Origin of the sequence: Pseudohongiella sp. O18, assembly GCF_021729085.1 — a bacterium.
GTDB lineage: Bacteria > Pseudomonadota > Gammaproteobacteria > Pseudomonadales > Pseudohongiellaceae > Pseudohongiella.
On sequence record NZ_JAJSAR010000002.1, the window covers coordinates 1409113 to 1434114 of the forward strand.

23 protein-coding genes are annotated in these 25002 nt (G+C 54.0%); 10 read left to right on the forward strand and 13 right to left on the reverse strand.

What is annotated here, in order from left to right; translation table 11 throughout:
- Positions 1 to 12 precede the first annotated feature (12 nt).
- On the reverse strand, positions 13 to 738 hold the full coding sequence (gene phoU, locus LVD14_RS13605; protein ID WP_237134600.1) for a phosphate signaling complex protein PhoU: 726 nt from the start codon (positions 736 to 738) through the stop codon (positions 13 to 15).
- Between the two features lie 164 nt (positions 739 to 902).
- Between phoU and ppk1 the strand changes: the two genes are divergently transcribed.
- Positions 903 to 3074 carry a polyphosphate kinase 1 gene (ppk1, locus tag LVD14_RS13610; protein ID WP_237134601.1) on the forward strand — a complete coding sequence of 724 codons (2172 nt, stop codon included), beginning with the start codon at positions 903 to 905 and terminating at the stop codon, positions 3072 to 3074.
- Here ppk1 and LVD14_RS13615 read toward each other — a convergent pair.
- Complete coding sequence (locus LVD14_RS13615) at positions 3034 to 3987, reverse strand: hypothetical protein (RefSeq protein ID WP_237134602.1); 954 nt, start codon at positions 3985 to 3987, stop codon at positions 3034 to 3036. The genes ppk1 and LVD14_RS13615 overlap by 41 nt on opposite strands.
- A 73-nt stretch (positions 3988 to 4060) precedes the next feature.
- Between LVD14_RS13615 and LVD14_RS13620 the strand changes: the two genes are divergently transcribed.
- Complete coding sequence (locus tag LVD14_RS13620) at positions 4061 to 5977, forward strand: glycosyltransferase family 39 protein (RefSeq protein WP_237134603.1); 1917 nt, start codon at positions 4061 to 4063, stop codon at positions 5975 to 5977.
- Between the two features lie 3 nt (positions 5978 to 5980).
- Here LVD14_RS13620 and LVD14_RS13625 read toward each other — a convergent pair whose 3' ends face one another.
- Positions 5981 to 7717 carry a methyl-accepting chemotaxis protein gene (locus LVD14_RS13625; protein ID WP_237134604.1) on the reverse strand — a complete coding sequence of 579 codons (1737 nt, stop codon included), beginning with the start codon at positions 7715 to 7717 and terminating at the stop codon, positions 5981 to 5983.
- A gap of 137 nt (positions 7718 to 7854) precedes the next feature.
- On the opposite strand from LVD14_RS13625, the gene LVD14_RS13630 reads away from it, so the two are divergent.
- Both LVD14_RS13630 and cysE read left to right on the forward strand, forming a co-directional pair.
- Positions 7855 to 8592, forward strand: coding sequence for an ExeA family protein (locus LVD14_RS13630; RefSeq protein WP_237134605.1), 738 nt, complete (start codon positions 7855 to 7857; stop codon positions 8590 to 8592).
- Between the two features lie 67 nt (positions 8593 to 8659).
- Complete coding sequence (cysE, locus tag LVD14_RS13635; protein ID WP_237134606.1) at positions 8660 to 9439, forward strand: serine O-acetyltransferase; 780 nt, start codon at positions 8660 to 8662, stop codon at positions 9437 to 9439.
- A gap of 9 nt (positions 9440 to 9448) precedes the next feature.
- Here the strand turns inward: cysE and LVD14_RS13640 are convergent, their stop codons facing one another.
- From LVD14_RS13640 to LVD14_RS13655, 4 genes are all read right to left on the reverse strand, one after another.
- A complete protein-coding gene (locus tag LVD14_RS13640; protein WP_237134607.1) occupies positions 9449 to 10846 on the reverse strand; it encodes a PhoH family protein in 1398 nt (465 codons plus the stop codon).
- 116 nt (positions 10847 to 10962) lie between these two features.
- Positions 10963 to 12093 carry a sodium ion-translocating decarboxylase subunit beta gene (locus tag LVD14_RS13645; RefSeq protein WP_237134608.1) on the reverse strand — a complete coding sequence of 377 codons (1131 nt, stop codon included), beginning with the start codon at positions 12091 to 12093 and terminating at the stop codon, positions 10963 to 10965.
- A gap of 5 nt (positions 12094 to 12098) precedes the next feature.
- Positions 12099 to 13919: a sodium-extruding oxaloacetate decarboxylase subunit alpha gene (gene oadA / locus LVD14_RS13650; RefSeq protein WP_237134609.1), complete on the reverse strand. Its 1821-nt coding sequence runs from the start codon at positions 13917 to 13919 to the stop codon at positions 12099 to 12101.
- Positions 13920 to 13975: 56 nt separating this feature from the next.
- On the reverse strand, positions 13976 to 14251 hold the full coding sequence (locus tag LVD14_RS13655; protein ID WP_237134610.1) for an OadG family protein: 276 nt from the start codon (positions 14249 to 14251) through the stop codon (positions 13976 to 13978).
- A gap of 126 nt (positions 14252 to 14377) precedes the next feature.
- On the opposite strand from LVD14_RS13655, the gene LVD14_RS13660 reads away from it, so the two are divergent.
- The 6 genes from LVD14_RS13660 to LVD14_RS13685 all read left to right on the forward strand — a co-directional run bounded on the left by LVD14_RS13660 (position 14378) and on the right by LVD14_RS13685 (position 18151).
- Positions 14378 to 14959 carry an NnrU family protein gene (locus LVD14_RS13660; protein WP_237134611.1) on the forward strand — a complete coding sequence of 194 codons (582 nt, stop codon included), beginning with the start codon at positions 14378 to 14380 and terminating at the stop codon, positions 14957 to 14959.
- A 95-nt stretch (positions 14960 to 15054) separates the two neighbouring features.
- A complete protein-coding gene (locus LVD14_RS13665) occupies positions 15055 to 15609 on the forward strand; it encodes an exopolysaccharide biosynthesis protein (RefSeq protein ID WP_237134612.1) in 555 nt (184 codons plus the stop codon).
- Positions 15610 to 15713: 104 nt separating this feature from the next.
- Positions 15714 to 16004, forward strand: a complete 291-nt coding sequence (locus LVD14_RS13670) for a hypothetical protein (protein WP_237134613.1) — start codon at positions 15714 to 15716, stop codon at positions 16002 to 16004.
- A gap of 13 nt (positions 16005 to 16017) precedes the next feature.
- The gene (locus LVD14_RS13675) at positions 16018 to 16473 is read left to right on the forward strand and encodes a hypothetical protein (RefSeq protein WP_237134614.1); all 456 of its coding nucleotides are present in this window, start codon (positions 16018 to 16020) and stop codon (positions 16471 to 16473) included.
- 306 nt (positions 16474 to 16779) lie between these two features.
- Positions 16780 to 17856 carry an AI-2E family transporter gene (locus LVD14_RS13680; RefSeq protein ID WP_237134615.1) on the forward strand — a complete coding sequence of 359 codons (1077 nt, stop codon included), beginning with the start codon at positions 16780 to 16782 and terminating at the stop codon, positions 17854 to 17856.
- A gap of 91 nt (positions 17857 to 17947) precedes the next feature.
- Positions 17948 to 18151 (forward strand): DUF3185 family protein, encoded by a 204-nt coding sequence (locus LVD14_RS13685; RefSeq protein WP_237134616.1) that lies wholly within the window; start codon positions 17948 to 17950, stop codon positions 18149 to 18151.
- A gap of 56 nt (positions 18152 to 18207) precedes the next feature.
- Here LVD14_RS13685 and LVD14_RS13690 read toward each other — a convergent pair whose 3' ends face one another.
- The 6 genes from LVD14_RS13690 to LVD14_RS13715 form a co-directional block, all read right to left on the reverse strand.
- The gene (locus LVD14_RS13690; RefSeq protein WP_237134617.1) at positions 18208 to 19209 is read right to left on the reverse strand and encodes a glucokinase; all 1002 of its coding nucleotides are present in this window, start codon (positions 19207 to 19209) and stop codon (positions 18208 to 18210) included.
- 1 nt (position 19210) lies between these two features.
- Entirely contained in the window at positions 19211 to 19858 is a 648-nt protein-coding gene (gene eda, locus LVD14_RS13695) for a bifunctional 4-hydroxy-2-oxoglutarate aldolase/2-dehydro-3-deoxy-phosphogluconate aldolase (protein WP_237134618.1), read from the reverse strand.
- Positions 19859 to 19896: 38 nt separating this feature from the next.
- Complete coding sequence (gene edd, locus LVD14_RS13700) at positions 19897 to 21708, reverse strand: phosphogluconate dehydratase (RefSeq protein ID WP_237134687.1); 1812 nt, start codon at positions 21706 to 21708, stop codon at positions 19897 to 19899.
- A gap of 27 nt (positions 21709 to 21735) precedes the next feature.
- Positions 21736 to 22443 (reverse strand): 6-phosphogluconolactonase, encoded by a 708-nt coding sequence (gene pgl, locus LVD14_RS13705; protein WP_237134619.1) that lies wholly within the window; start codon positions 22441 to 22443, stop codon positions 21736 to 21738.
- Positions 22443 to 23885, reverse strand: coding sequence for a glucose-6-phosphate dehydrogenase (gene zwf, locus LVD14_RS13710; protein ID WP_237134620.1), 1443 nt, complete (start codon positions 23883 to 23885; stop codon positions 22443 to 22445). The genes pgl and zwf overlap by 1 nt, the downstream gene beginning before the upstream one ends.
- Positions 23886 to 24156: 271 nt before the next feature.
- Positions 24157 to 24717 (reverse strand): general stress protein, encoded by a 561-nt coding sequence (locus LVD14_RS13715; RefSeq protein WP_237134621.1) that lies wholly within the window; start codon positions 24715 to 24717, stop codon positions 24157 to 24159.
- Between the last annotated feature and the right edge of the window lie 285 nt (positions 24718 to 25002).

Here is a 25002-nt window from a genome sequence, read left to right on the forward strand (position 1 = left end):
AGTGCAGGCAAATCAGAGCTCTGACTTGACCTGCTCTTCCATACCGGTGAGGCCGGCGTGACGTACGTCGGTACCCATGACCATGTACACCACGTGCTCAGCAATGTTTTTGGCGTGATCGCCGGCACGTTCCAGCGAACGCAATGCCCAGATTATATTCAACACACGGGTGATACTACGCGGGTCTTCGATCATGTAGGTGATCATTTCGCGCATGGCGCTGCCGTACTCCATGTCAACGTTGACGTCTTCCTTGGCCACCGCCAGCGCCGCCTCGGCGTCGTAGCGCGCGAAGGCGTCAAGTGCCATATTGACCATGTGACGGACGCGTTCGCCAATATGACGGATTTCGACGTAACCTTTTGAAGATTCATCCTGTGAGGCCAGTTCCATCGCCAGCCTGGCAATTTTAGCGGCCTCGTCGCCAATTCTTTCAAGGTCGTTGACCGCCTTGATAATACCCATGACAAGTCGCAGATCACTGGCAGCAGGCTGGCGACGCGCAAGAATACGATTGCAGGCTTCGTCGATTGTCAGCTCCATCTCATTGACAACGTCATCGGTCTCACGCACCGTATGACCCAGATCGCTGTCGGCGGTAATCAGGGCAACCAGGGCATCGGCCAATTGCTTCTCCACCAGGCCGCCCATCTCAAGCATACTGCTCTTGATTTCTTCCAGCTCAATATTGAATTGTTGGGAAATATGGTGGCTGTGAACGCCGGCATCGGTTTTCATGATAGGGATCCTTGCAGTTTGCACCGCACTATAACGCTGAAATATGACACTTATGTGACAACGACTGACAAAAAACTGTCACACCGTAACAGTGTGTATTGATCGCCCACTACGTTAGAATACATCGTTAAACGCCACCTGGTAAGCCCTTTCAGGAAGTACGCATGAGTACCCGCGATCAAAGTGAACGTATAGAGCCACAACCACTGCCCGATGCACCGGAATCGACTGGCTGTCCTGCTATCGCCGAGGATATTGATCTGGATGACAGTGCCTATTATCTGAATCGCGAGCTGAGTTATTTGCAGTTCAATCTGCGCGTCCTCGATCAGGCGCGCAATACCAGGCATCCGCTGTTGGAACGACTGATGTTCCTGCTCATCTTCAGCTCCAACCTTGACGAGTTCTACGAGATCCGCGTTTCTGGTCTGAAGAAGCAGTTGGGATTTGGCCGCCAGCGACCTGGTCCCGACGGAAAATATCCTCAGGAAGTACTCAGCGAAATTCACGCTACGGTGCGCCAGGCCCTGCAGGAACAGTATCGAATACTGAATGAAGAACTACTGCCTGCCATGGCAGGTCAGAATATTCGTTTTTTGTACCGCCATGAATGGAGTACCAGCCTGACAGAATGGACTCAGGAGTACTTTCGCAATGAGGTTCTGCCTGTCATCAGTCCGCTTGGTCTGGATCCGGCGCACCCCTTCCCGAGGCTGGTCAATAAAAGCCTGAACTTTATCCTGTCACTGGAAGGCAAAGATGCCTTTGGTCGTGACAGTGGGCTGGCTATCGTACCAGCCCCGCGCGCGCTGCCACGTTTGATCAAGGTCCCATCACATATCATGCCTGATGGCGACAACTTCATATTCCTTTCGTCGGTCATTCATGCCCATGTCGAGGAGTTTTTCCCGGGCATGCGCGTCAAGGAATGTCACCAGTTCCGGGTCACACGCAATTCGGACCTGGAAATGAGTAATGTGGAAGTTGAAGACGTTGCCAGTGCATTGCAGGGAGAGCTGCACATGCGCCGCTTTGGCGCCGCCGCAAAACTCGAAGTCGGATCTGGCTGTCCTGCCGAATTGACGGACTTTTTGCTTGAACGTTTCAATTTGACTGAAGAAGAGTTGTTCAGACTTGACGGCCCCGTCAACCTGCAGCGACTGATGGCACTGAACAGCATGATTAACCGCCCCGACCTGCAATTCCCGCCGTTTTCGCCAGGGCTGCCGTCGGCACTGGAGGAGAATAATTGCATCTTCACTGCGGTGACGCGTGAGGATCAACTGCTGCTGCATCCATATCAGTCATTTATTCCCGTTATAGACTGGGTTCGTCAGGCGGCACGAGACAGCGGCGTCATCTCCATCAAACAGACACTGTATCGAACCAATGAGTCTTCAGAACTGGTAGAGGCGCTGTCCGAGGCTGCTCGCAATGGCAAAGAAGTTACCGTGGTCATTGAATTGCGAGCCCGATTTGACGAAGAGGACAACATCCAGTTTGCCAGCATCCTGCAGGAAGCTGGTGCCGTAGTGGTTTACGGCGTCATGGGTTACAAGACACACGCCAAGATGCTTCTGATTGTGCGACGTGAGAGCGGTCGACTGAAGCGCTATGCGCATCTGGGCACCGGCAATTATCATCGCAAAAATTCCTTGATCTACACTGACTACAGCCTGATGACCTGCGATGAAACTTTGTGCGCCGATGTTCACAAGGTGTTCCAGCAAATCACTGGCATGGGAAAAAAGATCTCTCCTGACCTGATTCTGCACGCGCCATTCAAACTGATGAAGGGTCTGGTGCAATTGATTACGCAGGAGAAACAGGCAGCCCTGGATGGCAAACCGGCGCGAATCATTGCCAAAATCAATTCCTTGACCGACCCTGCCATCATTCGCGAATTGTACTGCGCCTCTCAGAGTGGCGTGAAAATCGATTTGATCGTACGCGGCATTTGCTGCCTGAAACCAGGTGTACCCGGCGTTTCAGAGAATATACGGGTTGTGTCTACCATCGGTCGATTCCTGGAGCATTCTCGAGTCTATTACTTCTCAAATGCGACCTGCCCGCTCTATTGCTCAAGCGCGGACTGGATGGAGCGCAATCTTATCCGACGAATCGAAGTCGCCTTCCCGATTCTCAAGAAGAAGTGGATCAACCGCATCGTAGAGGAAATGGAACTGCACCTGTCTGACAAGCGACAGACCTGGGAATTACAATCGGATGGCACCTACCTGCGCCCGGATGTTGACGGTGTCGAGGAAGTCGGCGACGGGGTGCAGAACCAGCTGCTTAATTCGCTCTCAATTCATGCAACGGTGAATCGCCGCTGATCGCAGCTTTGACCATGTAGTGCAGCATGCCCTCGCGTAGAGCCGATGGGCTGAAGCGCAGCGACTGCACACCTGTCGCCTGCATGAATCCACACAAGACCGCCCAGCCTGGCAGTACCAGCTCGCGTCGGCCATTTTTCAGACCGGGGAGCACATATGTCGGGTCACAGGCCACCTGCAGAATGTCGGGTTTAAAAGACTTCAATAGTGGCAGGTCAACTGAATTCGGCGACGAGCTCCCCATTCGCTGTGCGCAGACACCGGCCAGCATCTTGGCCGTGCCGGATGACGCATAAACGTCTGACCACGGATTGGCAGCCAGCGCCTGGGTGACTTGAGCAAAGACCTGTTCAGCACTTTGCAGTGCGAGATCGAGACGTTTTTCCAGCTCATTCGCGTCTGCAGGCTGTTCGGCGAACCAGCGGTCACGCCAGCTGATACAACCTATTGGCATGCTGTGCGACTGCAGTCGCGTGTCGTCCTGGCCTATGACCAACTCCGTGCTTCCACCACCGATATCAATGATCAGGCGAGGTTCGGGCGATTCAGGCAATGCTGAGGTAACACCGGCATAGACCAGCGCTGCTTCTTCAAGCCCACTGACGATGTCTATATTGATACCCAGCTGAGATGCCGCTTTGAGAAACTCATCGGCATTCGAGGCAATGCGCAATGCGTTGGTACCAACTGCCCAGCAGTGCTGGATGGGGTAGCGATCAAGAGCATGTCGAAAGGTATGCAGACAGCGCAAACCACGAGCAAACGCGTCATCAGTCAGCCTGCCGCCGTCAGCCAGACCCTCACCCAATTGGACTTTGTCACTGAAGCGCTCCACGATATCATGCCGACCATCGTGCCAGTTGGCAATCAGCAGGTGGAAACTATTGGACCCAAGGTCAATGCATGCGTACATTTGCTGGTTTTCTGCCTCCAAACAGCGGTGATTAAAGCACGTTAGCCAAGCAGCCTCAACCGGAACACTCACAATGCAATCAAGCCAAGCCAAACCAACTCTGTTACTCGTTCTGATCGCCCTGACAGGCAGCATTCTGGCCACCAAACTGGCACTGGCTTTTCGGCTTGAGCTCTACAGCGATGAGATATTCTACTGGCAGGCATCTCAGTTTCCCGCGCTGGCATATAGCGATCTGCCCTTCATGACCGCCCTGCTGGCAGGACTGGGAGCCGACCTGGGCGGCAATCATGCCTGGGCAGTTCGTATATTTTTTCTAGTCATGGGGAGCAGCCTGCCGCTGCTCATTTTCTGGCTGGCACAGCCTGTAACCGGCAGCAGACGCGCACTCGAATCCGCCATTCTGACGCTGTGCCTGCCCATGGCTGCCTTTCTTGGGCTGCTGGCAGTGCCAGATGTACCTTTGATTTTCTGGGGCATATTGTTCATCGGGTTTACTGAGCGTGCTACGCGTACCAACAGAAAAGGCTTCTGGCTCGCGGCGGGTATCGCGGCAGCGCTGGGGCTCAGCAGTCACTATCGATTTGTCCTGTACCCGGCTGCCGCTGCCCTGTTTCTGCTAGTAAGCAAAAACCAATGGTGGGTCTGGCGCCAGCCAGTTGTTTGGCTGGCAGCCCTGATTGCGACGGCCGGTCTGTATCCGGCACTCAGTTTCAATTTGACCAATGAGCTGAGCGGGCTTGACTACCATTTGCTTGACCGGCATCCGTGGCAGTTTCAGACTGAAGGGCTGTTGCATCCGTTCATCCAGGCAGCGGTCGTCACCCCGCTGATGTATGCGTTTTGCTGGTACACGCTCTGGTATCTGTTCCGGCTGGCTCGTAAAGGCGACTCCCGTGCAGGCCTGCTGCTGAGCTTCTCGGCGTGTAACCTGGGAGTCTATCTGATTCTGGCGCCCTGGAGTGATACCACACGAACAACCCTGCACTGGCCCCTGTCGGGTTATCTGCCGCTACTGGTTGCGATGCCTCTGGCTGCCCGTCAGTTGTTCGCCTCACTTTGCGGGCACTGGCAGCAATCTACAGCCCGACGCGCCGTTTACGCTATCCCGGTGACCGGCTTTATTGGCTCCATGCTGGTTCTTGCCGGTATTGGCTCTCAGGGTTTTAATGACCAGTTACAGCAAATTGTTGGCAGCAACGTGCTGTCCAACAAAATGGCTGGCTGGCAGCCGCTGACGGATGACCTGCGGACACTGCATCAACGCCATGCAATCGCAGAAAATTCGCTGATCGTAACAGACAACTATTACACCCAGGCGCAGATACGCTTTGCCTTGCCCGACACTTCCACCTACACCATTGATGAGGATAAAACCGTTCGCGATGGTCGCTACACACAATATGCAATCTGGCAGTTGGATACCCAGGGGCTCTTGGCGAGTCACACGGGCCGGTCGGCAGTGCTGGTCACTGAAGACAGCACTCTGGATATCAACGAGAAAACAGCAGTCATGACACGTGCCTGCCAGACCCTGGGCAGTCTGGTATTTATTGACCAGCTTTCTCTGTATCAGGGAGACAAACGCTTCAGCTATTACTATGTCCCGTCACTTGGGTCAGACAAAGACGCCGGCCAGCCCTGCCCGCTGCCGACAAGTGTGTGGCTTGATAGCCCTGCTGCGAATGCGACCCTCAGTGGCACCGTAACCGTCTCGGGCTGGGCCGTGGCGCCGGGTTACGGCGTTGAGCTTGTCAATGTTCTGCTGAACCGTGAAATAGCAGCACAGACTGAAAGACAGATATCACGCGAGGATGTTGTGGAGATCGCCGATGGCGGCAGTGACCCGCAGGCCCCCCTGCTGGGTTTCAGCGTAGAACTGGATACCAGGGAGTTTGCGAACGGGCAATATGAGCTGGCGGTGGAAACCGTATCCGGCATCGGGCAGCGTGAGCTGGCTGCCATACGCCGGATACGGATCGAGAATTGACGATTAACCCAGTTTGAACTGACTGACCAGGTTGTCCAGCGACGCCAGCAACTGGTTGATCTCCGAGTTGTAACGCTTGCACTGCAGGTAGTCTTCGGTGTTGGCGCGGCCGTCACCTGCAATCTTGACACTGCTTTTGGCAATGCCATCGGTTACTTCAGACTGCTGCTTGACGGCATTGGCAATATCCTGACTGCGGTCGGTAATCAGCGCCACTGAAGACAATACTGACTGCAGCAGCTCATTCGCAGAGTTTGCCGTGCCCACACACTCTTTTGACAGACTGACACCGCCATCCATTGCTGTGACGATCTGAGCCGTGTTGTCCTGCAGGTTTTGAATGATGGTGTTAATTTCGTGCGTGGAAGATTGAGTTTTCTGCGCCAGGCTGCGGACTTCGTCAGCTACCACCGCGAAACCACGACCCTGTTCACCGGCACGTGCTGCCTCAATCGCGGCATTCAGCGCCAGCAGGTTGGTCTGCTCGGCAATACCCTGTATCACCTCAAGAACTGAATGCACTTTTTCGTTGTGATCGCGCATATCATGTACCTGCTGCTGAATCTGCGCCAGGGAGCCTGCCAGCTGCTCAACAGAGGAGCGGGTCTTGGACACAACCTGAGTTGCCTTCTGTGTTGCACCGTTGGCTTCGCTTGCCGCGCTTACACTTGCCTGGGCGCCGTCCGCCACATCCGCGAGCGAAGATGACAACTCAGTGGTCGAGGATGCCAGCAGTTCAGTCTCCTCCAGCTGGGCCGCAGAACGTCCAGCAGTACGCTCGATCATGTCAGAGAACTGGGCAGACTTGCCACTTACCTCGGCGCTGGTCGACAGAACCTGTCCGATGATCCCCGCCAGCTTGCTGACGAAGGTGTTAAAGCTGGCGCCCAGCTCTGAAATCTCGTCTCTGCCGTCATCGGCAAGACGCTGGCTCAGGTCGCCAGAACCCTGGGCGATATCCTGCATGTAGCTCTTGGCCTTGACCAGCGGTGAAGTAATGGAAATTGACAGGTAGTATGCCGCCGCGATCAGAATGACCAGAATCACTATGACCATCATGGCTGCAGTGACCACCCACTCCATGAACATCGCATTGACGTCCTCTTCAAACAGGCCATGGATGACCACCCAGCCCCAGGGCTCGAAAAGCTCTGAGTAGACTGTTTTTACTTCCGCCAGCGGGTGTGCGAGAGGATCATCGGTGTAGGTCAGGAACCTGCGGCCAAACTCTGGCTCAGGGTAATACAGGTATTCAGCGAAACCAGTGTAGCTGTCCCCCGTGAAACTATGAATGATTTCTGTCATTGTCGGGGTTGGTTCGCGATAGCCGAGTTCGAGCATGCGCTGTTCAGGCGTGGTTGCCGTCGACGCCAGGTTTGCACGCACCTGAGCCTCTGTGTCGAGGGCAGCATCGACATTACGCAGTGGGTGGGCCAGAATAACGCCCAGCTCGTGGTAGAGCAGCAAATAATTGCGCTCACTGACCATGGTATTGTTGATCAGGAAACGTCCCATGCGCTTGGCTTCGGTTTCGGTCATGACGCCTTGCGACACTTGCTGATTCAGGCCTTCCAGGGCATCAATGACCATCTGGACCTGATTAACACTACCTGTGCGTAGCTGTCCCATGAACTGCTCGCGCGCCTGCATGAGCATTGACACGCTCAAGCCGATAATCGAGAGAACGCTGATCAGGACGATAAGACCGATACGAGAGCGAATAGTGAATTTACTGAACATGAGAACTCCTGCCTTACTGAGCCTGGCCCGCTGACACGGGCACTAATGGTGTTATTATTGTCAGTTAACGGCATTTGGCTGCGAAACATTAGCGATATTTTAAGGACCAAAAACATGGCAGCCTTATCGGGCACATCATGAAACCGGTTACGCTGACTGAAACGGCAGAAGTCTTTGGTGACACGCCGGACGTGCGTCTGCTCTGGCAATCGGAGCAGATAAAAGCTATCTACGCGGACATTATCCAGGCACTCAATGAGCGCACCCCGCTGTTAAAGGTAATCGCTGACGCTGGCACCGGTAAAACACTGCTGTGCAGAAAGATGTTCTTCAGTCTGAAAGCGCATGCCAGCCGATATGACGTCGATCTGCTTCCCTATCCTGCCATTGAAGCCGCGGAGCTGAAAATTCGCCTGGCCGGACTCAGCGACTCCCGCCACTCCGTGATCCTTATCGACGAAGCTCAGGCCGTTTCAAACGATGCACTGCTGGTAATCAGCAAACACCTGGCCAAAAATGACAACTTATCGCTGCTGATGTTTGGACAACCACTGTTGGAGGAAAGGCTGGCGACTGCCAAACTGGCCAGACTGAGCGAAATATTGCAAAAGTGTTATCATCTGCGGGCACTGACCCGAGAGGAAACAGAGCAATATATCCTGGCCCGCCTCGCGCTGGCGGGATTTACTCCTGAAGGCGAATGGTTAAGCACCAAAGTGATCGAAAGCATTTATTCACTCAGCCACGGAGTACCCAGGGTGATCAATACCCTGATGCGCCGCTCAGCGGCTATCGCTTCTCAGTCGGAGGCTGCTGGCATTGAGCTGGCTCACCTGCAGCAGGCAAGCAATACGCTCGAGCTGCAATACGTGTAAGATGCGCGGATCTGCTGAGCAAACACGCCACACATCCACCAATAGAGCAAAGTAAGCGGTTTTATCTATGTCTGATACGATCTGGAACGAATTACAGGCGGAGGCGCGTGAGCTGATCGCCAGGGAACCCTTGTTGGCCAGTTACGTCTATGCCTGCGTACTTAACCACAACAGCCTCAGCTCATCACTCAGCTACCTGCTCGCACACAAACTGGCAAATTATGTGATGTCCGCTGTCGCGATTCGGGAGCTGTTTGATCGTGCATTTGCGGACAACCCGCAGATAGTGGATTCCGCCGCAGTGGATATAAAAGCAGTATATGAGCGCGATGCCGCCACCAGTGCCTATTTGCCGGTCATTCTCTACCTGAAAGGCTATCAGTCAATACAGGTACACCGCGTTGCCCACCACCTGTGGAAAAGCGGCCGTAAAGACCTAGCACTGTATCTGCAAAGTCGCAACTCGGAAGTCTTCGGCGTGGATATCCACCCGGCCTGCATTATTGGCAAAGGCATCATGTTCGACCACGCGACTGGAATCGTGATCGGCGAAACAACCGTCATTGAAGATGATGTTTCCATCATGCAGTCGGTCACTCTGGGTGGCACTGGCAACGAAAAGGGTGATCGCCATCCAAAGATACGATCTGGTGTACTAATTTCGGCAGGCGCAAAAGTGCTTGGTAATATTGAAATCGGACGCAGCGCCAAGGTCGGCGCTGGCAGTGTTGTTCTAAAGGATGTTCCGCCGCATACAACAGTTGTTGGTGTACCTGCACATCACATCGGCAAACCCTGTCCCGACAACCCGTCTCATACAATGAACCAGCTTGTTGAAAGCGAGTAGCGTCGGGTCTTACAGATACTCTTCCGCATAGGCTGCGAGTGCCGACCTGGGCACTCCCTGCAGCTGCAGGTTGCCGCCGTGTGCAAAATGCTTGAACCGTTCAGTCAGATAGGTCAACCCCGAACTGATGGGCGTCAAGTAAGGTGTATCGATCTGCGCCAGATTGCCCAGACAGATCACTTTGGAGCCATTGCCCGCCCGCGTTACAATCGTCTTTATCTGGTGAGGTGTAAGGTTTTGAGATTCATCAATCAGGATAAGACTGTGCTGAAAACTACGACCACGAATGTAGTTCAATGACTTGAACTGCAGAGGAACTCGCGACAGGACATAGTCGATACTGCCCGCACTATTCTCATCGTCCATGTGCAGGGCCTCCAGGTTATCCGTAATTGCGCCCAGCCATGGCTCCATTTTTTCTGCTTCGGTGCCAGGCAAAAACCCGATATCCTCATCCAGTCCCTGCGTGCTGCGAGTTGCAATGATGCGTCGATACAGCTTGTCGGTCAGCGTCATTTCGATAGCCGCTGCCAGCGCAAGAATTGTTTTGCCGGAACCGGCCGAGCCCGTCATGTTGACCAGATGCACATCCGGATCGAGCAACAGGTTCAATGCCATGGCCTGGTAAATATCTCTGGGTTTCAGGCCCCAGGTTTCCTGTGACATCAACCGTTCGCGATCCAGATGCTGCAGGACTATTTGGGTGTCTGTGAGAGCCACGACCCGTGCAACGAATCCGGCGTCATCCAGGAAAAACTGGTTGGGAAACACATCATGATTGATGCTACTGCGCGGAATACGATGGAAGGTCTGTCCACTGTGAGTCTGTTCAGTTTCAACATCGCCAATCTGGGACCAGAACCCCGCACCGAATTCCAGGTAACCCTTGTAGAGCTCGTTGATGTCAGTGACCAGATGATCAGTATGGTAGTCTTCCGCATCGATGCCGCAGGCCCTGGCCTTCAGCCGCATATTGATATCTTTGGTTACCAGCACCACGCTGCGCTTTGGATGCAGATGCTTGAGCAGCGCGACCGCATTGAGAATTTTATTGTCGTTAAGGTGGGGCGGCAGTATCTGCTGATCGATTGGTGTTTCGCCGGTCAGAACCGACATCATGCCGCTGGGTTCACTCTGTTTACCACCACGCTGGATGGGGACTCCCTTCTCCACAGCCTTAGGTGCAGCGTCGCCCAGGATACGGTCAATCTCGCGAATGGCCTGCCGACTGTCGGCGGCCACAGCACCGCGACCACTTTTCAGATTATCCAGTTCTTCCAGGACGGTCATGGGTATGACCACATGGTGCTCGTCGAAATTCCAGACAGCGGTGGGATCGTGTATCAGAACATTTGTATCGAGTACGTAGTAAATAGCGCGCAGTGGCACAGCAGATGTCTCGGTCATGAGTTCGTGGGATTGACACTAAACTGCCAAATTGACACCAGTGTGACAGAGGATTCCACACCAGACAAGCGTGTGTAATCCTCAAAGGCATGAACGTAAAGATTTACTGGAGTGCGCTAGCCAGCAATCTGAATCAGAATACCGGCAGCCACGGCCGACCCGATGACACCTGCGACATTGGGACCCATCGCGTGCATCAGCAGGAAGTTGTGGGGATTGGCCTCTGTGCCCAGTTTGTTGGCCACTCGTGCAGCCATCGGCACTGCAGATACGCCGGCAGCCCCGATCAATGGGTTTATCTTGCTTGCAGATAATCTGTTCATGAGTTTTCCCATCAGCACGCCTGACGCGGTACCAATCGAGAATGCCACGATGCCCAGCGCCAGGATACCAAGTGTACTGGGCACCAGAAACTCATCTGCAATCAGGCGCGAGCCAACAGCAAGTCCCAACAATATGGTCACCGTGTTGATAAGCGCGTTCTGGGCGGTTTTGGTAAGTCGATCAACAACACCACACTCTCGCATCAGATTGCCGAGACAGAACATGCCCAGCAGAGGCGCAGCGCTTGGTATGACGAGCGCAACAAGTACCAGAAGCACCAGCGGGAAAAGTATTTTCTCGCGCTGCGACACTGGCCGTAGCTGTTTCATCTCGATTTTCCGTTCGCTTTCTGAGGTCAGCGCTCGCATGATGGGCGGCTGTATCAGCGGTACCAGTGCCATGTAAGAGTATGCCGATACCGCAATGGCACCCAGTAGTTCCGGAGCCAGTATGCCGGCGACGTAAATGGCGGTTGGGCCATCTGCCCCACCAATGATTCCTATCGCAGCGGCCTGCTGCAAGCTGAAGTCAAACAGCCCCAGATCACTCAGCAATAAGGCACCAAGTACGGTGGCGAAGATACCGAACTGGGCGGCTGCACCCAGTAACAGTGTTTTGGGATTTGCCAGCAAAGGACCAAAATCGGTCATACTGCCAACCCCCAGAAAAATCAGGAGCGGAAAAATACCGGTCTGCAGGCCCATGGCGTAAAACTGTGCCAGCACGCCGGTACCAACTGCAATTTCAACGCCCGGAATGTTGGCAAGCATGCCCCCAAAGCCAATCGGCAATAACAACAGTGGCTCAAACTTTTTGGCGATTGCGAGATAAAGCAGCACCAGGCTCACAAGGATCATGATGAACTGCTTCAGCTCAATTTGATAAATTCCTGTGGAATGCCACAGCTCGATCAATTGTGACATGGCTATTACTCCAGCGTGACCAGGACATCGCCGGAACCGACGCTGTCGCCTTCATCGACGAGAATCTCCTGGACCACACCGGAGTGGTTGCTGCGAATTTCTGTCTCCATTTTCATGGCCTCAAGAACCAGCAGTACATCGCCGTCAGCCACTTCATCTCCTTCAGCTACCATCAGCTTGTGCACGGTACCTGACAATGGCGCCAACACGTCATGTGTTTCACCGCCTGATGCCTTTGCAGCTTCCTGTTTCGTCGCGGCCTGCGAGTCGGCCGACTGCTTGCGTTCAGCCAGAGCGCTGACATCACCACCTTCAGAGACCCGGACCACATAGCTGCGACCATCCACCTCGACGGTGTAGACACCACTATCTTTGCCAGTCTGTTTGCTCTGACCAGAAGAAGACTTGCTGGATTCGGTTTTTGGCTGCTCGGCTTCTGGCACCGGTTCAAACGCGTCAGGATTGTTGCGATTGCGGAAAAACTTAAGAGCCACCTGGGGAAACAGCGCATAGGTCAATGTATCGTCGATATCGTTGACCAGCTCAAATCCTTCTTCCTTTGCAATCTTAAGAAGCTGAGTCTGCTGTTTTTCAAATTCTGCCTCAATCAGGTCAGCAGGACGGCAGGTGATGGGCTCTTTGCCAGCCAATACGCGTTTTTGCAGCGTTTTATCAACCTCTGCCGGTGTTGCTCCGTATTCACCCTTGAGCACCCCTTCCGTCTCGCGAGTGATGTTTTTATAGCGCTCTCCGGACAGGACATTGAGCACTGCCTGGGTACCCACGATCTGTGAAGTCGGTGTTACCAAGGGGATAAAACCAAGATCTTCACGAACGCGCGGAATTTCTTCCAACACCTCATCCAGCCGGTCCGAAGCGTTCTGCTCTCGCAGCTGATTTTCCAGGTTGGTCAGCATCCCGCCAGGCACCTGCGCCACCAGAATGCGTGAATCTATCCCCTTCAGCGCCCCCTCGAATTTTGCATACTTCTTGCGGACCTGTCTGAAGTAGGAGGCAATTTCCTCCAACAGACCAATATCCAGCCCAGTATCCCGTTCGGTCCCCTGCAACATGGCGACCATGGTTTCTGTGGGTGTGTGACCATATGTAAGACTCATTGACGATATTGCAGTATCCAGATTATCAATCCCCGCCTCGACCGCCTTGATGTAAGTGGCTGTCGACAGACCGGTCGTGGCATGACACTGCATGTGCACCGGGATGGAGATCGTTTTTTTCAGTCCGCTGATCAACTCGTACGCGGTGTACGGCGCCAGGAGTCCTGCCATATCCTTGATACACAGCGAGTCCGCGCCCATCTCCTCAATCTGCCGGGCCATCTCCAGCCAGCTGTCCAGGGTATGCACGGGACTGACCGTATATGACATGGTGCCTTGAGCATGCTTTTCATGTTTTTTGACAGATTTGATTGCCATTTCCAGGTTACGAACGTCATTCATCGCGTCGAACACCCGGAAAACGTCCACGCCATTCACGGCCGCACGCTCTACAAACCGATCCACAATGTCATCGGCATAATGTCGATAACCCAGAATGTTCTGTCCCCTGAACAACATCTGCTGGCGCGTATTGGGCATCGCTTCCTTGAGCTTGCGTATTCTCTCCCAGGGATCCTCACCCAGGTAACGAATACAGGCGTCGAATGTGGCGCCACCCCAGGACTCGACTGCCCAGAAGCCAACGCGGTCCAGCTTGTCTGCGATCGGCAACATGTCATCCAGTCGCATCCGGGTTGCCAGCAGGGATTGATGGGCGTCACGCAGGATGACGTCGGTTATCGCAAGAGGTTGGCTGGAGTGGCTCATTGAATCTGTCCCTTAGCTTATTATTTTCACGATTGTTTTAAATGATGGGTGCGCAACTATCCGCGCCGCGTGTTCTGGTGCTGTTTGATGGCGGCGCTTATAGCCGCCACTACGCGCTGCTGCTCATCATTTGACGATGCGCTGGATTTATTGCCTTTAGCGGGCTTACGTCCACTACTTCGGGGGGATACCGGAACAACCGGTGCGGGGAAATAGCGGGCTACGATGGCAGACATGGCAGTGGTCAGGCCGACCAGCACAATAAGAAATACAAACACGAACCCCATGCCATAAAGGGCCAGGTTCAGCCCTTCCATCATTAAATCAGACATGTCATTCCCCCAGAGTTTTGTAGTTTTGTCCGCATTCTAGCGATTTAAAGGCGCTGCGTCATTGCGCAGTCGCCCACGACTTCGATATTCTGCACGGGATACCCAGCAGACACAGGATGAGCCAACATGATAATGCTAATAACGGGCCTGGTGATTTTCTTGACCATGCACTCCGCCTCAATTCTCTATCCGTCGCTGCGCAGCCGCATGATCGAGCGAATGGGCGCTGGCGGCTGGAAAGGCGTTTACTCCGTGCTGTCAGTTGTATCCCTGGTGCTGATTGTCTACGGTTACGGTATCGCCAGACAGACGCCATTCTGGCTTTGGCAGCCGCCAGCGGGCTTGCGGCACCTGGCTCTGCTGCTGACGCTGCCAGCATTCATTTTGCTGGTTGCGACTTACGTACCTGCCAATCGAATTAAAGCCCGAATCGGGCACCCGATGTTGCTGGGTGTAAAGTTCTGGGCCTTGGCGCATCTGCTGGCCAACGGCTCACTCGCGGATATCCTGCTCTTCGGCGGCTTCCTGGCATGGGCTGTGATGGGGTTCGTGATTTTGCGACGTCGCGATCGTGTCAACGCAGTGACTTATAGCAGTGGTACGCTGAAAGGCGACATCATGACCATCGTTATCGGCATCGTGTCCTGGGCGGTTTTTGCCATGTATCTGCATGTCTACCTGATCGGTGTCAGCCCCATGCCAGGCTAGAACCATACCGGAGACGCCAGGTTTTTCTCGTTAACAGGAGGTTTGCCATTACTGAGGCTAACGAGCAATCACCGGACATCCATGACCTGAAGGACATGCTGGAGTGCCTTGAGACGATGGCGCAACAGCGGCAGGTCGTCTCAGTTGATAATGCCATGGATGTGATAGGTACCCGGACCTTCGGCCCAGTCCTGCTGCTGGCAGGTTTGATTACGATGGCACCGATTGTCGGCGACATACCGGGCGTACCCATCACCATGGGTCTGATTGTCATACTGATGATCGGGCAGGTTTTATTCAGGTCAGAGCATTTCTGGCTGCCAGACTGGTTGTTGCAGCGCTCGATTTCCGCAGACAAACTGACCAAAGCCATTGGCTGGTTCAAGCGCCCCGCCAATGCCATTGACAGCGTGCTGCGCCCCAGATTCACACTGCTGGTTCACGGCGTCGCCGCCTATATCATTGCGATCATCAGTATTCTGGTGGCGATGACAACACCAGCACTGGAATTCATTCCGTTTAGCGCCAACATAGCCGGAACCATCTGGATGGCTTTTGGGCTGGCATTGATTTCAAGAGATGGCCTGCTCGCATTCCTGGCTTTCGGTATGACGGGCGCCCTGCTGTACGTGATACTGATCAATATCTAGTGATAGCCAGGCAGACACTGATTTGCCAGTTGTCCCGAGTTTAATTAGTATGAAGAAACAAGTCTGAGGCTACATCCACGCCAACTCGCAAAAGGAGAGCTGTTATGGCGACTGCCAAGAAGCAAGGATCGGAAGCAGACATCAGCGTGAGCAAGATTGAGGCACGCGAAGCATTTGAAAAGCTGCTGGAGGCGAAAGCGCATTTTCGGGAAGCTGCCCGTTCGGCAGGACTAGAGCTTAAAGAAGAGGCTCTTGATGAACTGATCAAAGGTAGCGAAAAAGCCGAGGATATTGCCAAGTCTATCAGCGACTACGCTCGCGAAAAGCCCATAAATGCGCTGGCCTTCGCGTTCATCGGCGGGTACCTGTTATCTCAAGTGTTCTTCAAACGCTAGGGCGCATACGCGCATGAGCGATCAGTATCGCGATTCGCCGGAAGACGAACAGGCCCAGGCGCGCGCGACACAGCGCAGTGAGATCGACATCTGGTTCAACTGGTTGAATCAGCTTATTGTTCTCGCACGCACACTGGCGCGCCTGTTCGAAGCAGAACTTCGGCTGGCCGCCGGTGATCTGAGCCGTCTGCTGTTATGCGCCTTCCTGTTAATTCCACTGGTTCTGTTGAGCTGGTTGGGTTTATCTATATTTTTATCATGGCTAAGTTACTCGTATTTTGAGGCACCCTGGGTCGGCTTCCTCAGCTTTTTTCTGATCCAGTGTCTGACTGCGTTGTTACTGATACGATTGATCTCGGTGTACCGTCGCTCACTTTCTCTTCCAGTGACACGCAAACATATCCGCGAGATGAGCAAGGACTTCTCAAATGAACCGCAAAGACCGACAGGATCACATCAGGACTCTTGAGTACCAGGTTCTGGCCGCCAGAACGCAGTGTTGGATTGGAGGCCGGCGCCCCTTGCAGCTGATCCACCGTCATTATGGGTGGCTGGCTCCTCTCGGTGGAATAGCGGCAGGGTTGATTGCCAGTAAAGCAACCGGACGCGCACGACTGTCAGCACTTTTATCAGCAGTAATTACTGCCAAGCGTTTACAGCCGCTGCTGATAAGGATTATCAACCCAATTTAGGACCCCCGTTACTCATGGATGCAACGGACAAAAAGCGACCGTCCAGCAGACGAATGTCTCCCTCGCGGATAACCGCAAGGTCTTTGCAGTTACTCGCTGCACTGGCATTTATTTACACACTGTATTTCGCAAAAACCCTCCTGGTTCCGATAGTAGTTGCATTGCTGCTTACCTTGCTGCTCGGCCCAGCCGTGAAGGCCCTGCGACGCTTCCATGTACCAGGTGTGGTGTCGGCGGTCTCACTGCTTTGTATTCTTGCGGTCCCATTTACGCTGCTGGGCATGGAACTGGCTGAACCGGCGCAAAAGTGGGCCCAGCGAGTCCCAGAACTGTCTGCGCACTTCACACAACAGATAGACACATTGACCTCCGCGCTTGAAGGCGAGACACAGGAGTCCAGCGAAAATGATCCCTCCCGGGATTTTTTTTCCAGATTGTTCGGACGTGATGACGCAGACGAAGAAGGCGCTGAGGACGACGGCAATAGCGCGGTGACAGAGAGAATCACACAGGGTGGCGTAGAAATTGTGGTCTACCTGCTCGGTGTAGCCCCGGTTTTTCTCGCGCAGCTGATAACCTGCCTGACCCTGACGATATTTCTGCTCGTGTTTGGCCCTCGACTGTTCGATTCTGCCATCACATACCTGCCACAAGTGAGCGATAAAGATGCCGCACACGGCCTGGTGGACACCATCGAAGTTGAGCTGTCCCGCTACATACTGACGGTGAGTATCATCAACGCCCTGCTCGGATTAACGACTGCTGCCGCGCTTTGGATAATTGGGGTAGAAGATGCGCTGCTTTGGGGAGTTCTTGTTGGACTGTTCAACTTCGCACCGTATGTAGGGATGTTCATCAGTCTGACTGTCCTCACATTGGCTGGGTTGGCTCAATATGGATTCACGGCATTCTCGGTCGTGCCTGCACTGATCTTTTTTGCCATCAATGGTCTGGAAGCTCAGTTTGTCACGCCCACAATTCTTGGCAAGCATATGCGGCTGAACCCTCTGGTCCTGATGCTCTGGCTGATCATGTGGGGCTGGCTGTGGGGCTTTATCGGCGTCCTGCTCGCCGTACCATTGCTGGTATGCATAAAACTCGCCGCCAGCCAGCTAAATTTGCCAATTCACTGGGTTCGCATTATCGAAACGCGGGCCTGAACACTGACACCCGTCGGCCAAAGGGGAGGAAACGACAGCACCTACAGCAGCATGAATTCAGATTCCAACCATCAATTGCGGAGGTTTTTTTATGCCAAGCAAACAGGTTATCGGTATTGTTCTTTTGGTCCTCGGTGTACTGCTGTTATTTTTTGGCTGGCAGTCATCCCAGTCTGTGGGAGAGCAAGTAACAGAGGCAGTCACTGGTCGCTTCACGGATGAAACAATGTGGTATCTGATTGGCGGTGTGATTGCGGTCGTACTGGGCGCCATATACGCGTTTCGAAAGCAGTAAACATGACACGTGCGGGGTGGTGATTCTATTCACCATCCCGCGCCTTGGGCTTTGACTCAACGGTTGAGACAATACCAGGCCGCGCAACCCTGAAGACCAGGCCAGTCAGACTGCAGCAGGCCTACCGGGATCGCCCGGCACCAGTCTGCATATTGAGCCTTGTCATGAAAAGCCTCAAGAAACAGTCGTTCATCGAAGCCTCTACCCAATGAGGCAATCAGCTGGCCGCTGACCAGAAAGGCTCCTCGACAGCCATGCGCCAATGCCAGATCGCCACATACAGCCCCGAGAATTGAGCTGAACATGCTCATGGTGTTTACAGCAAAGGAGGTCGAGTCGACAGATTGTTTATCGTCGATAAACTGCGAACTGATGGCTTCCGGAGTCGGAGCCTCGCGCGGCGTCATTGGCTGACCTCCAAGGGTGCTGAGTGCTGCATAGATATTTGCAATCCCCGGGCCAGAAACCAGATGCTCTACAGTGACCCGCGGATACCACGACCACAACTGGGAAAGGAGCCTGACCTGCTGCTGATTCTGCGGGGCGAAAGCGACATGTCCGGGTTCACAGCTAATCACCTCGCCACCACGACTCAGGCTTGCGGCACCGAAACCGGTACCCGGGCCCGCGGTGGTGCGAAGTCCTTCGTATGCAGACTGAGCACCTTCCTGTAACCAGCGCACGGGCAGATGTTGTATCCATGCAAGTGCGTAGGCTTGAGCTTCAAAGTCATTAAGAATCTTGACCGATAGCTTAAGCTCGGCGGCCAACTCAACGGTATCAAATTCAAAGGCGGAGTTGGTGAATTTTACTTTTGACTGGTCGATTGGCGCCGCTACCGCCAGCACAGCTTTTTCAGGCGCAGTATGCTTCCTGACTTCGGGTAGTGTCAGATAGGCATTAATAACGCCCTGAATTCGCCCAAAATCAGCGCAACGCAATTTCTCGACGCACCATAGCTGGGCAGCAGCATCTTCCTGTGGCCTGGAATGCGGATAGAACAACGCTAGCCTGGCATGTGTGCCGCCAATATCGGCCAGTAGTACTGGAGCGGACATATCAGGATTTCCTCACATTAAGCTGATCCAGAAACTCAACCAGTTGTCGCGCCCGAGTTTCAATGGCCTGCCAGTCACGGTCCGCCAGCAGATCCTTTGGCACCATCCAGGAGCCGCCGGCACAGATGACATTGGGCAGCTTCAGATAGTCTGCCAGGTTCTCCCGATTTATGCCTCCTGTTGGACAGAAGCTGACTCCCTGGAATGGGGAACCAAAAGCGCTGAGTGCTGCGGCGCCGCCACTGGTTTCCGCGGGGAAAAACTTGAATGTCGTATAACCAAGCTCCAGCCCCCCGAGGATTTCCGAAGCCGTGCTGACCCCCGGCAGAAATGGCATGCTCAGATCTCGCGCGCAGTCGGACAGCAGTCGCGTCAAGCCCGGACTGACGGCTATGTCGACACCCACCGCAGCGACTGACTCCATATCGCGAGTACTGTTGACAGTACCAGCTGCAACCATGAGATCAGGCAGGGTTTTCTTTACCGCGCTGATGGCTGCCAGCGCAGCCTTTGTTCTTAATGTGATTTCAACACCTGTCAATCCACCGGCCTGCAACGCCCGGCACAAACCAACTGCCTGCTCCTCAGACTCGACCTGCAGAACCGGCAGCACCCGTACACCATCAAGCTGCTCACGAAGGTAAACCATGATTGCCATACTCCTGTTCAAGCATGCTGATACAACGTTTACAGGCTGCTCGCGCCCAGATTGCCTGGACCGACCACTGCCCGCATATTGGTAAACAACTGCCTGCCCAGGGAGGTCTGCAAGAGATCTTCTGGTGGCGGGCTCGCCAATGGTCGCTGCGCCAATTCCTGATCATCCAGGTGCACTTTAAGCTCTCCTGTCACGGTATCCAGGGTCAGCACATCTCCGTCGCAGAGTCTTGCCAGTGGACCGCCGTCCAGCGCTTCAGGGCTCACATGAATTGCTGCAGGCACTTTGCCGGAGGCGCCAGACATTCTTCCATCTGTGACAACCGCAACCTGCTGGCCATTGTCGAGCAGCGATCCCAGCACTGGTGTCAGTTGGTGCAGCTCGGGCATTCCGTTGGCGCGTGGCCCCTGAAAGCGAACAACGGCCACAAGGTCGCCGGTCAACTCGCCGTTTTTGAACGCTGCACCAAGCGCCTCCTGCGAGTCGAATATACGACAGGGCGCCGTCACGCGCCTATGCTGCTCAGCCACTGCTGAGGTTTTGACCACTCCTTCGCCAAGATTTCCCTGCAGCATTTTTAATCCGCCTTCGGACACGAAGGGATCACTGATCGGGCGCAGGACGTCATGGCGCGTGCTCGCTGCCTCGTGGTCAACCCAGCTTACCTCCCCTGAGTCCTGTAATACAGGACGTCTGGCGTAGTCGGCCATACCCTCTCCCATCAGGGTCACAACATCCTCATTCAGCAGACCTGCGCCGCGCAACTCTCTAACCAGAAAAGCCATGCCGCCAGCTGCCTGAAATGTATTCACGTCCGCCTCGCCATTGGGGTACACGCGAGCCAGTAAGGGTGTTACACGCGACAGACGGTCAAGATCCGACCAGCGCAGAGTGATACCCGCAGCGGAGGCAATCGCCAACAGGTGGAGAGTGTGGTTGGTAGAGCCACCCGTTGCCAGCAGTGCAACGGCAGCATTGACCAGCGATGACTCCGTCACCAGCGCGGCGAGTGGTCGACTGTGCTGAGAGTTGGCTGAAGCAGCGACCACACGCTGCACCGTGGCCCGGGTCAGAGCATGACGCAGAGGGTCGTCCGGATGCACAAACGAAGCTCCCGGCAATTGTACTCCCAGCATTTCAACCATTACCTGATTGCTGTTGGCGGTGCCGTAGAAAGTACAGGTGCCATGACTGTGATATGAACCAGACTCTACAGCCAGCAGCTCCTCGCGGTCTGCCTTGCCTTGCGCATAGCGCTGGCGAACCATGGCCTTTTCTTTGTTCGGAATACCCGAGCCCATTGGGCCAGCCGGGATAAATCCCGCTGGCAGGTGGCCGAACTGCAGTGCACCAATAAGCAGACCCGGAACAATCTTGTCGCAGACGCCGAGACACAAAACCCCATCAAACATATTGTGCGACAGGCTTACTGCGGTAGCCATGGCGATCACATCCCGACTGAACAGACTAAGCTCCATGCCGGGCTGTCCCTGAGTCACGCCGTCACACATGGCTGGCACACCACCAGCTACCTGAGCCGTGGCACCAATTTCAGCGGCAAACTGTTTGATCCGTTCTGGATAGTCTTTCAGAGGCTGGTGTGCGGAAAGCATATCGTTATATGCCGTAACCATCCCCAGGTTGGGCTGCTGCATGCTGGCCAGCACCTGTTTCTCATGCGAGGCACAAGCCGCCCAGGCATGAGCCAGATTTCCACAGGACAAGCCTTTGCGCGGAGGCAAACGCTTCATCGTTTCTGACATCTGGTTCAAATAACGTTGCCGCTGCTCTCGGCTGCGCTGACGGATATCTGCTGTTACAGCCTCGACTTCCGGATGAATCGTCACCATGGTGAACCCCCTGTGCCTTCAGTCTTCTGGAGTGTAGAAGATATGTGTTGTGATGCCCGGAGAATGCAGGATGGCTCTCACCGGTAGCTCTTCTACGGCGCCGGGCTGGAACGCCTGCTCAAGTACCTGGAGCTTGCGCTGACTGGTTACATAAAGAAACCGGTAACGAGCCGTCAGTAGACTTCGTAGTGTTAAAGTCATGCGCGGATAGGCCATGCCCTCAACTTCGATGACGCTACAGAACTCTGTCCGGGAAATATCCAATGCCTCACTCAGCCCCCTGGCGGACGGAAACAATGATGCAGTATGGCCATCTTCGCCCATGCCAAGCAGCACGATATCCAGCGGCATGACATGCACGCGCAGCAATGCATCCAGCTGCGGCCGAGCGGCGTGAGCATCCGTTGTCGACAGCTTCATCGGAATAAAGCGCGCCTCGCCGGCTGCTCCGCTGAGCAGTGATCGACGCACCAGCGCAGCATTGGAATCTGCGTGGTCTTCGTCCACCCAGCGCTCATCCACCAGGCTTACTATCACATCAGACCAGGGCAGTGGCTGAGTAGAAAGTTTCTCGAAAAGCGGCACGGGTGTCCTGCCACCAGACACCGCTAAAGATACATGACCATGTGCAGCGGCGGCGGTTTTGATCAGCCGTACGACACGATCGGTCAACTCTGTGACCAGGCTGTCGTTGTTAGAAAACTCATGCAGGTACCAGCTCATCATCAATCCTGCCAGTAGCGGCCATCGCGTGCTATCAGTGCCACACTCTCCGTGGGACCCACGCTACCTGCCGGATAGAAAACCGTTTTCTGTTTGCTGCTTTGCCAGCCACTGCGAATATCGTCAACCCAGGACCACGCGGCTTCCACAAGATCCGCGCGCATGAACAATGTAGAGTTGGCTCGCATCACATCATACAAAAGCCTTTCATACGCCTCTGGCAGTCTGCGGTCCGTGAATGCTTCAGTTAACGAAAGGTTAAGAGACACCGGCTCAAGCGGATTCTGTTCGTCCAGCCCTGGCACTTTGTTGAGTAAATGCAAACGGATACCTTCCTCAGGTTGAAGTCGTATTACCAGTCTGTTCGCATTTCCTGCCCCAGTCTGATCCGGGAAGATCGCATGCGGAAGTTCTTTGAACTGCACCACGATCTCGCAGTAACGGCGAGCCAGCCTCTTCCCGGTGCGCAGATAGAACGGAACGCCAGCCCAGCGCCAGTTATTGATATGCGCCTTGATGGCCACAAAGGTCTCAGTGGCGGATCTGCCTTCTGCACCCTCTTCCTGAAGGTAGGCAGGAACGATCTTGTTGCCAATCGAACCCTGGCTGTACTGAGCCCTGACAGTGTGCTCAGCGACCGCCTTGCCTTTCATTGGTGCCAGGCTTCTTAACACTTTGAGTTTTTCGTCGTGTACTGCATGGGGGTCGAGTGACGCCGGCGGCTCCATTGCCAAAAGACAAAGCAGTTGCAGCAAATGATTCTGGACCATATCACGTAGCGCACCGGCTTTATCGTAAAAAGACCAGCGACCGCCCACACCGACTGTTTCCGCGGCGGTAATCTGCACATGATCAATGTAAGTATGGTTCCACAGGGGCTCAAAAAGTGCGTTTGCAAACCGCAATGTAAGAAGATTCTGGACAGTTTCCTTACCAAGATAATGATCTATCCGGTAAATCTGTGACTCATCAAAGATCCCCATCAGGCTTTCGTTAATTTCCAGAAAGCTTTCACGATCATGTCCCAGGGGCTTCTCTATCACCAGACGCATATTGGGGCGTACCAACCCTACGGCCCAAAGTGACTGACAGACAGGCGCGAAAATTCCTGGGGGGGTAGCCAGATAAACTATCAAATCCCTTTTTGTATCAGTAAACACATCCCGGCTCAGAACCCGCAGCTCAGTCTCGCTGGTTGCATCAACGGCATAACTGAATAGACGCAATGCGAAATTTTGCGCATGTTTAGAGTCTACGGCCTCAACATCCAGATATTCTGAGAGCTTTTCCAGCACTTTATCTCTGAATGAGTCGTGTTTGTCCTGAGTACGGGAGACACTGACAATCTTCAGACAGGGGGACAGACATCCGGCGACGTGCAGATGATACAGTGCTGGATACAGTTTTCTGTAAGCCAGATCCCCATCGCCCCCAATAACTAACATGTCACAGATCATAACGACCCCCCGCGCAGAATATTACTCTCTGAGTGTGACAGGTACTGATACACCAGAGACCAGGTACGGACTGACAGCCAATGCGCAGCGCGTACGAAAGGACTACTAGCCAATAATCAGGCAAATAGCGAGCCAAGATTGATAAAGAGCGTCAGGAAGGATGGTTTGAAAGGTATTGCAGGAACGGAGGATATGGCTGACGGGCCGGCTCAGTAGCTGAGCATTTCTAGCCGACCCGGTTCAGAAAAGTGATTCAGGCTCAAACCTTAATCTCACAGATACGAACCTTGTCACCGCTTTCTGATTCGAGCAGTTTACTTAGTTCTCTCTCACTGTCCTCATCGGTTATCCGTACAAACAGCAATATATGTCCCTCATCAATCTGTTGCTGCAGATAATCTGCGTCACTCTGATGGATAATTTTGCCGGCAAGAGCTCCCACCAGACCAACGGCGAGGATGCCGCTTAAAGCCGCCATCAAGGCACCGCCCAGCACAGCGGAAGATGCGACAACCCCGCCCATTGCACCTGTGGTACCTATGAAGAACAGACTGCCACCAAAAGAACCCTGCTCTGTCTCGCCGTCTTTCTTGCCGACGAAGGCAGTGACAGGCTTTTGACCTGCATCCTGACTGTCATTGGTTCTGTGGTAAAAATCGCCCAGGGAGGCTTTGATGGAGTTTTCGCTTGCCAGCAAACCAATCTGATCGTTGGTGTAACCAGCTTCAAACAAGGCATTTACGGTCTTTTTCAGTTGTTCACCATCGTAGAATACTGCCACTGCTTCTCTAATGGTCTTGTTAGTGCTTCCAGAGGTCATAAGCGTTCCCCATTGATCGTGGTCCAGTAATCTGGATGTTCACGTTGCGTGGATTTAGCCTGTATGTCACCTGAACGATTCTCGAGGATAAACGTCCTTAGTAAAATAATCCAACCAGAATCAGCAACTAACTTTATACGAAATGAGAAATCGAATTGGATTAAAAACAAAAAACCCCTACCGGCAGCGCCGATAGGGGTTTTTGCTTTTTTGATGCCTGACGATGTCCTACTCTCACATGGGGAGGCCCCACACTACCATCGGCGCTGAGCGGTTTCACTTCTG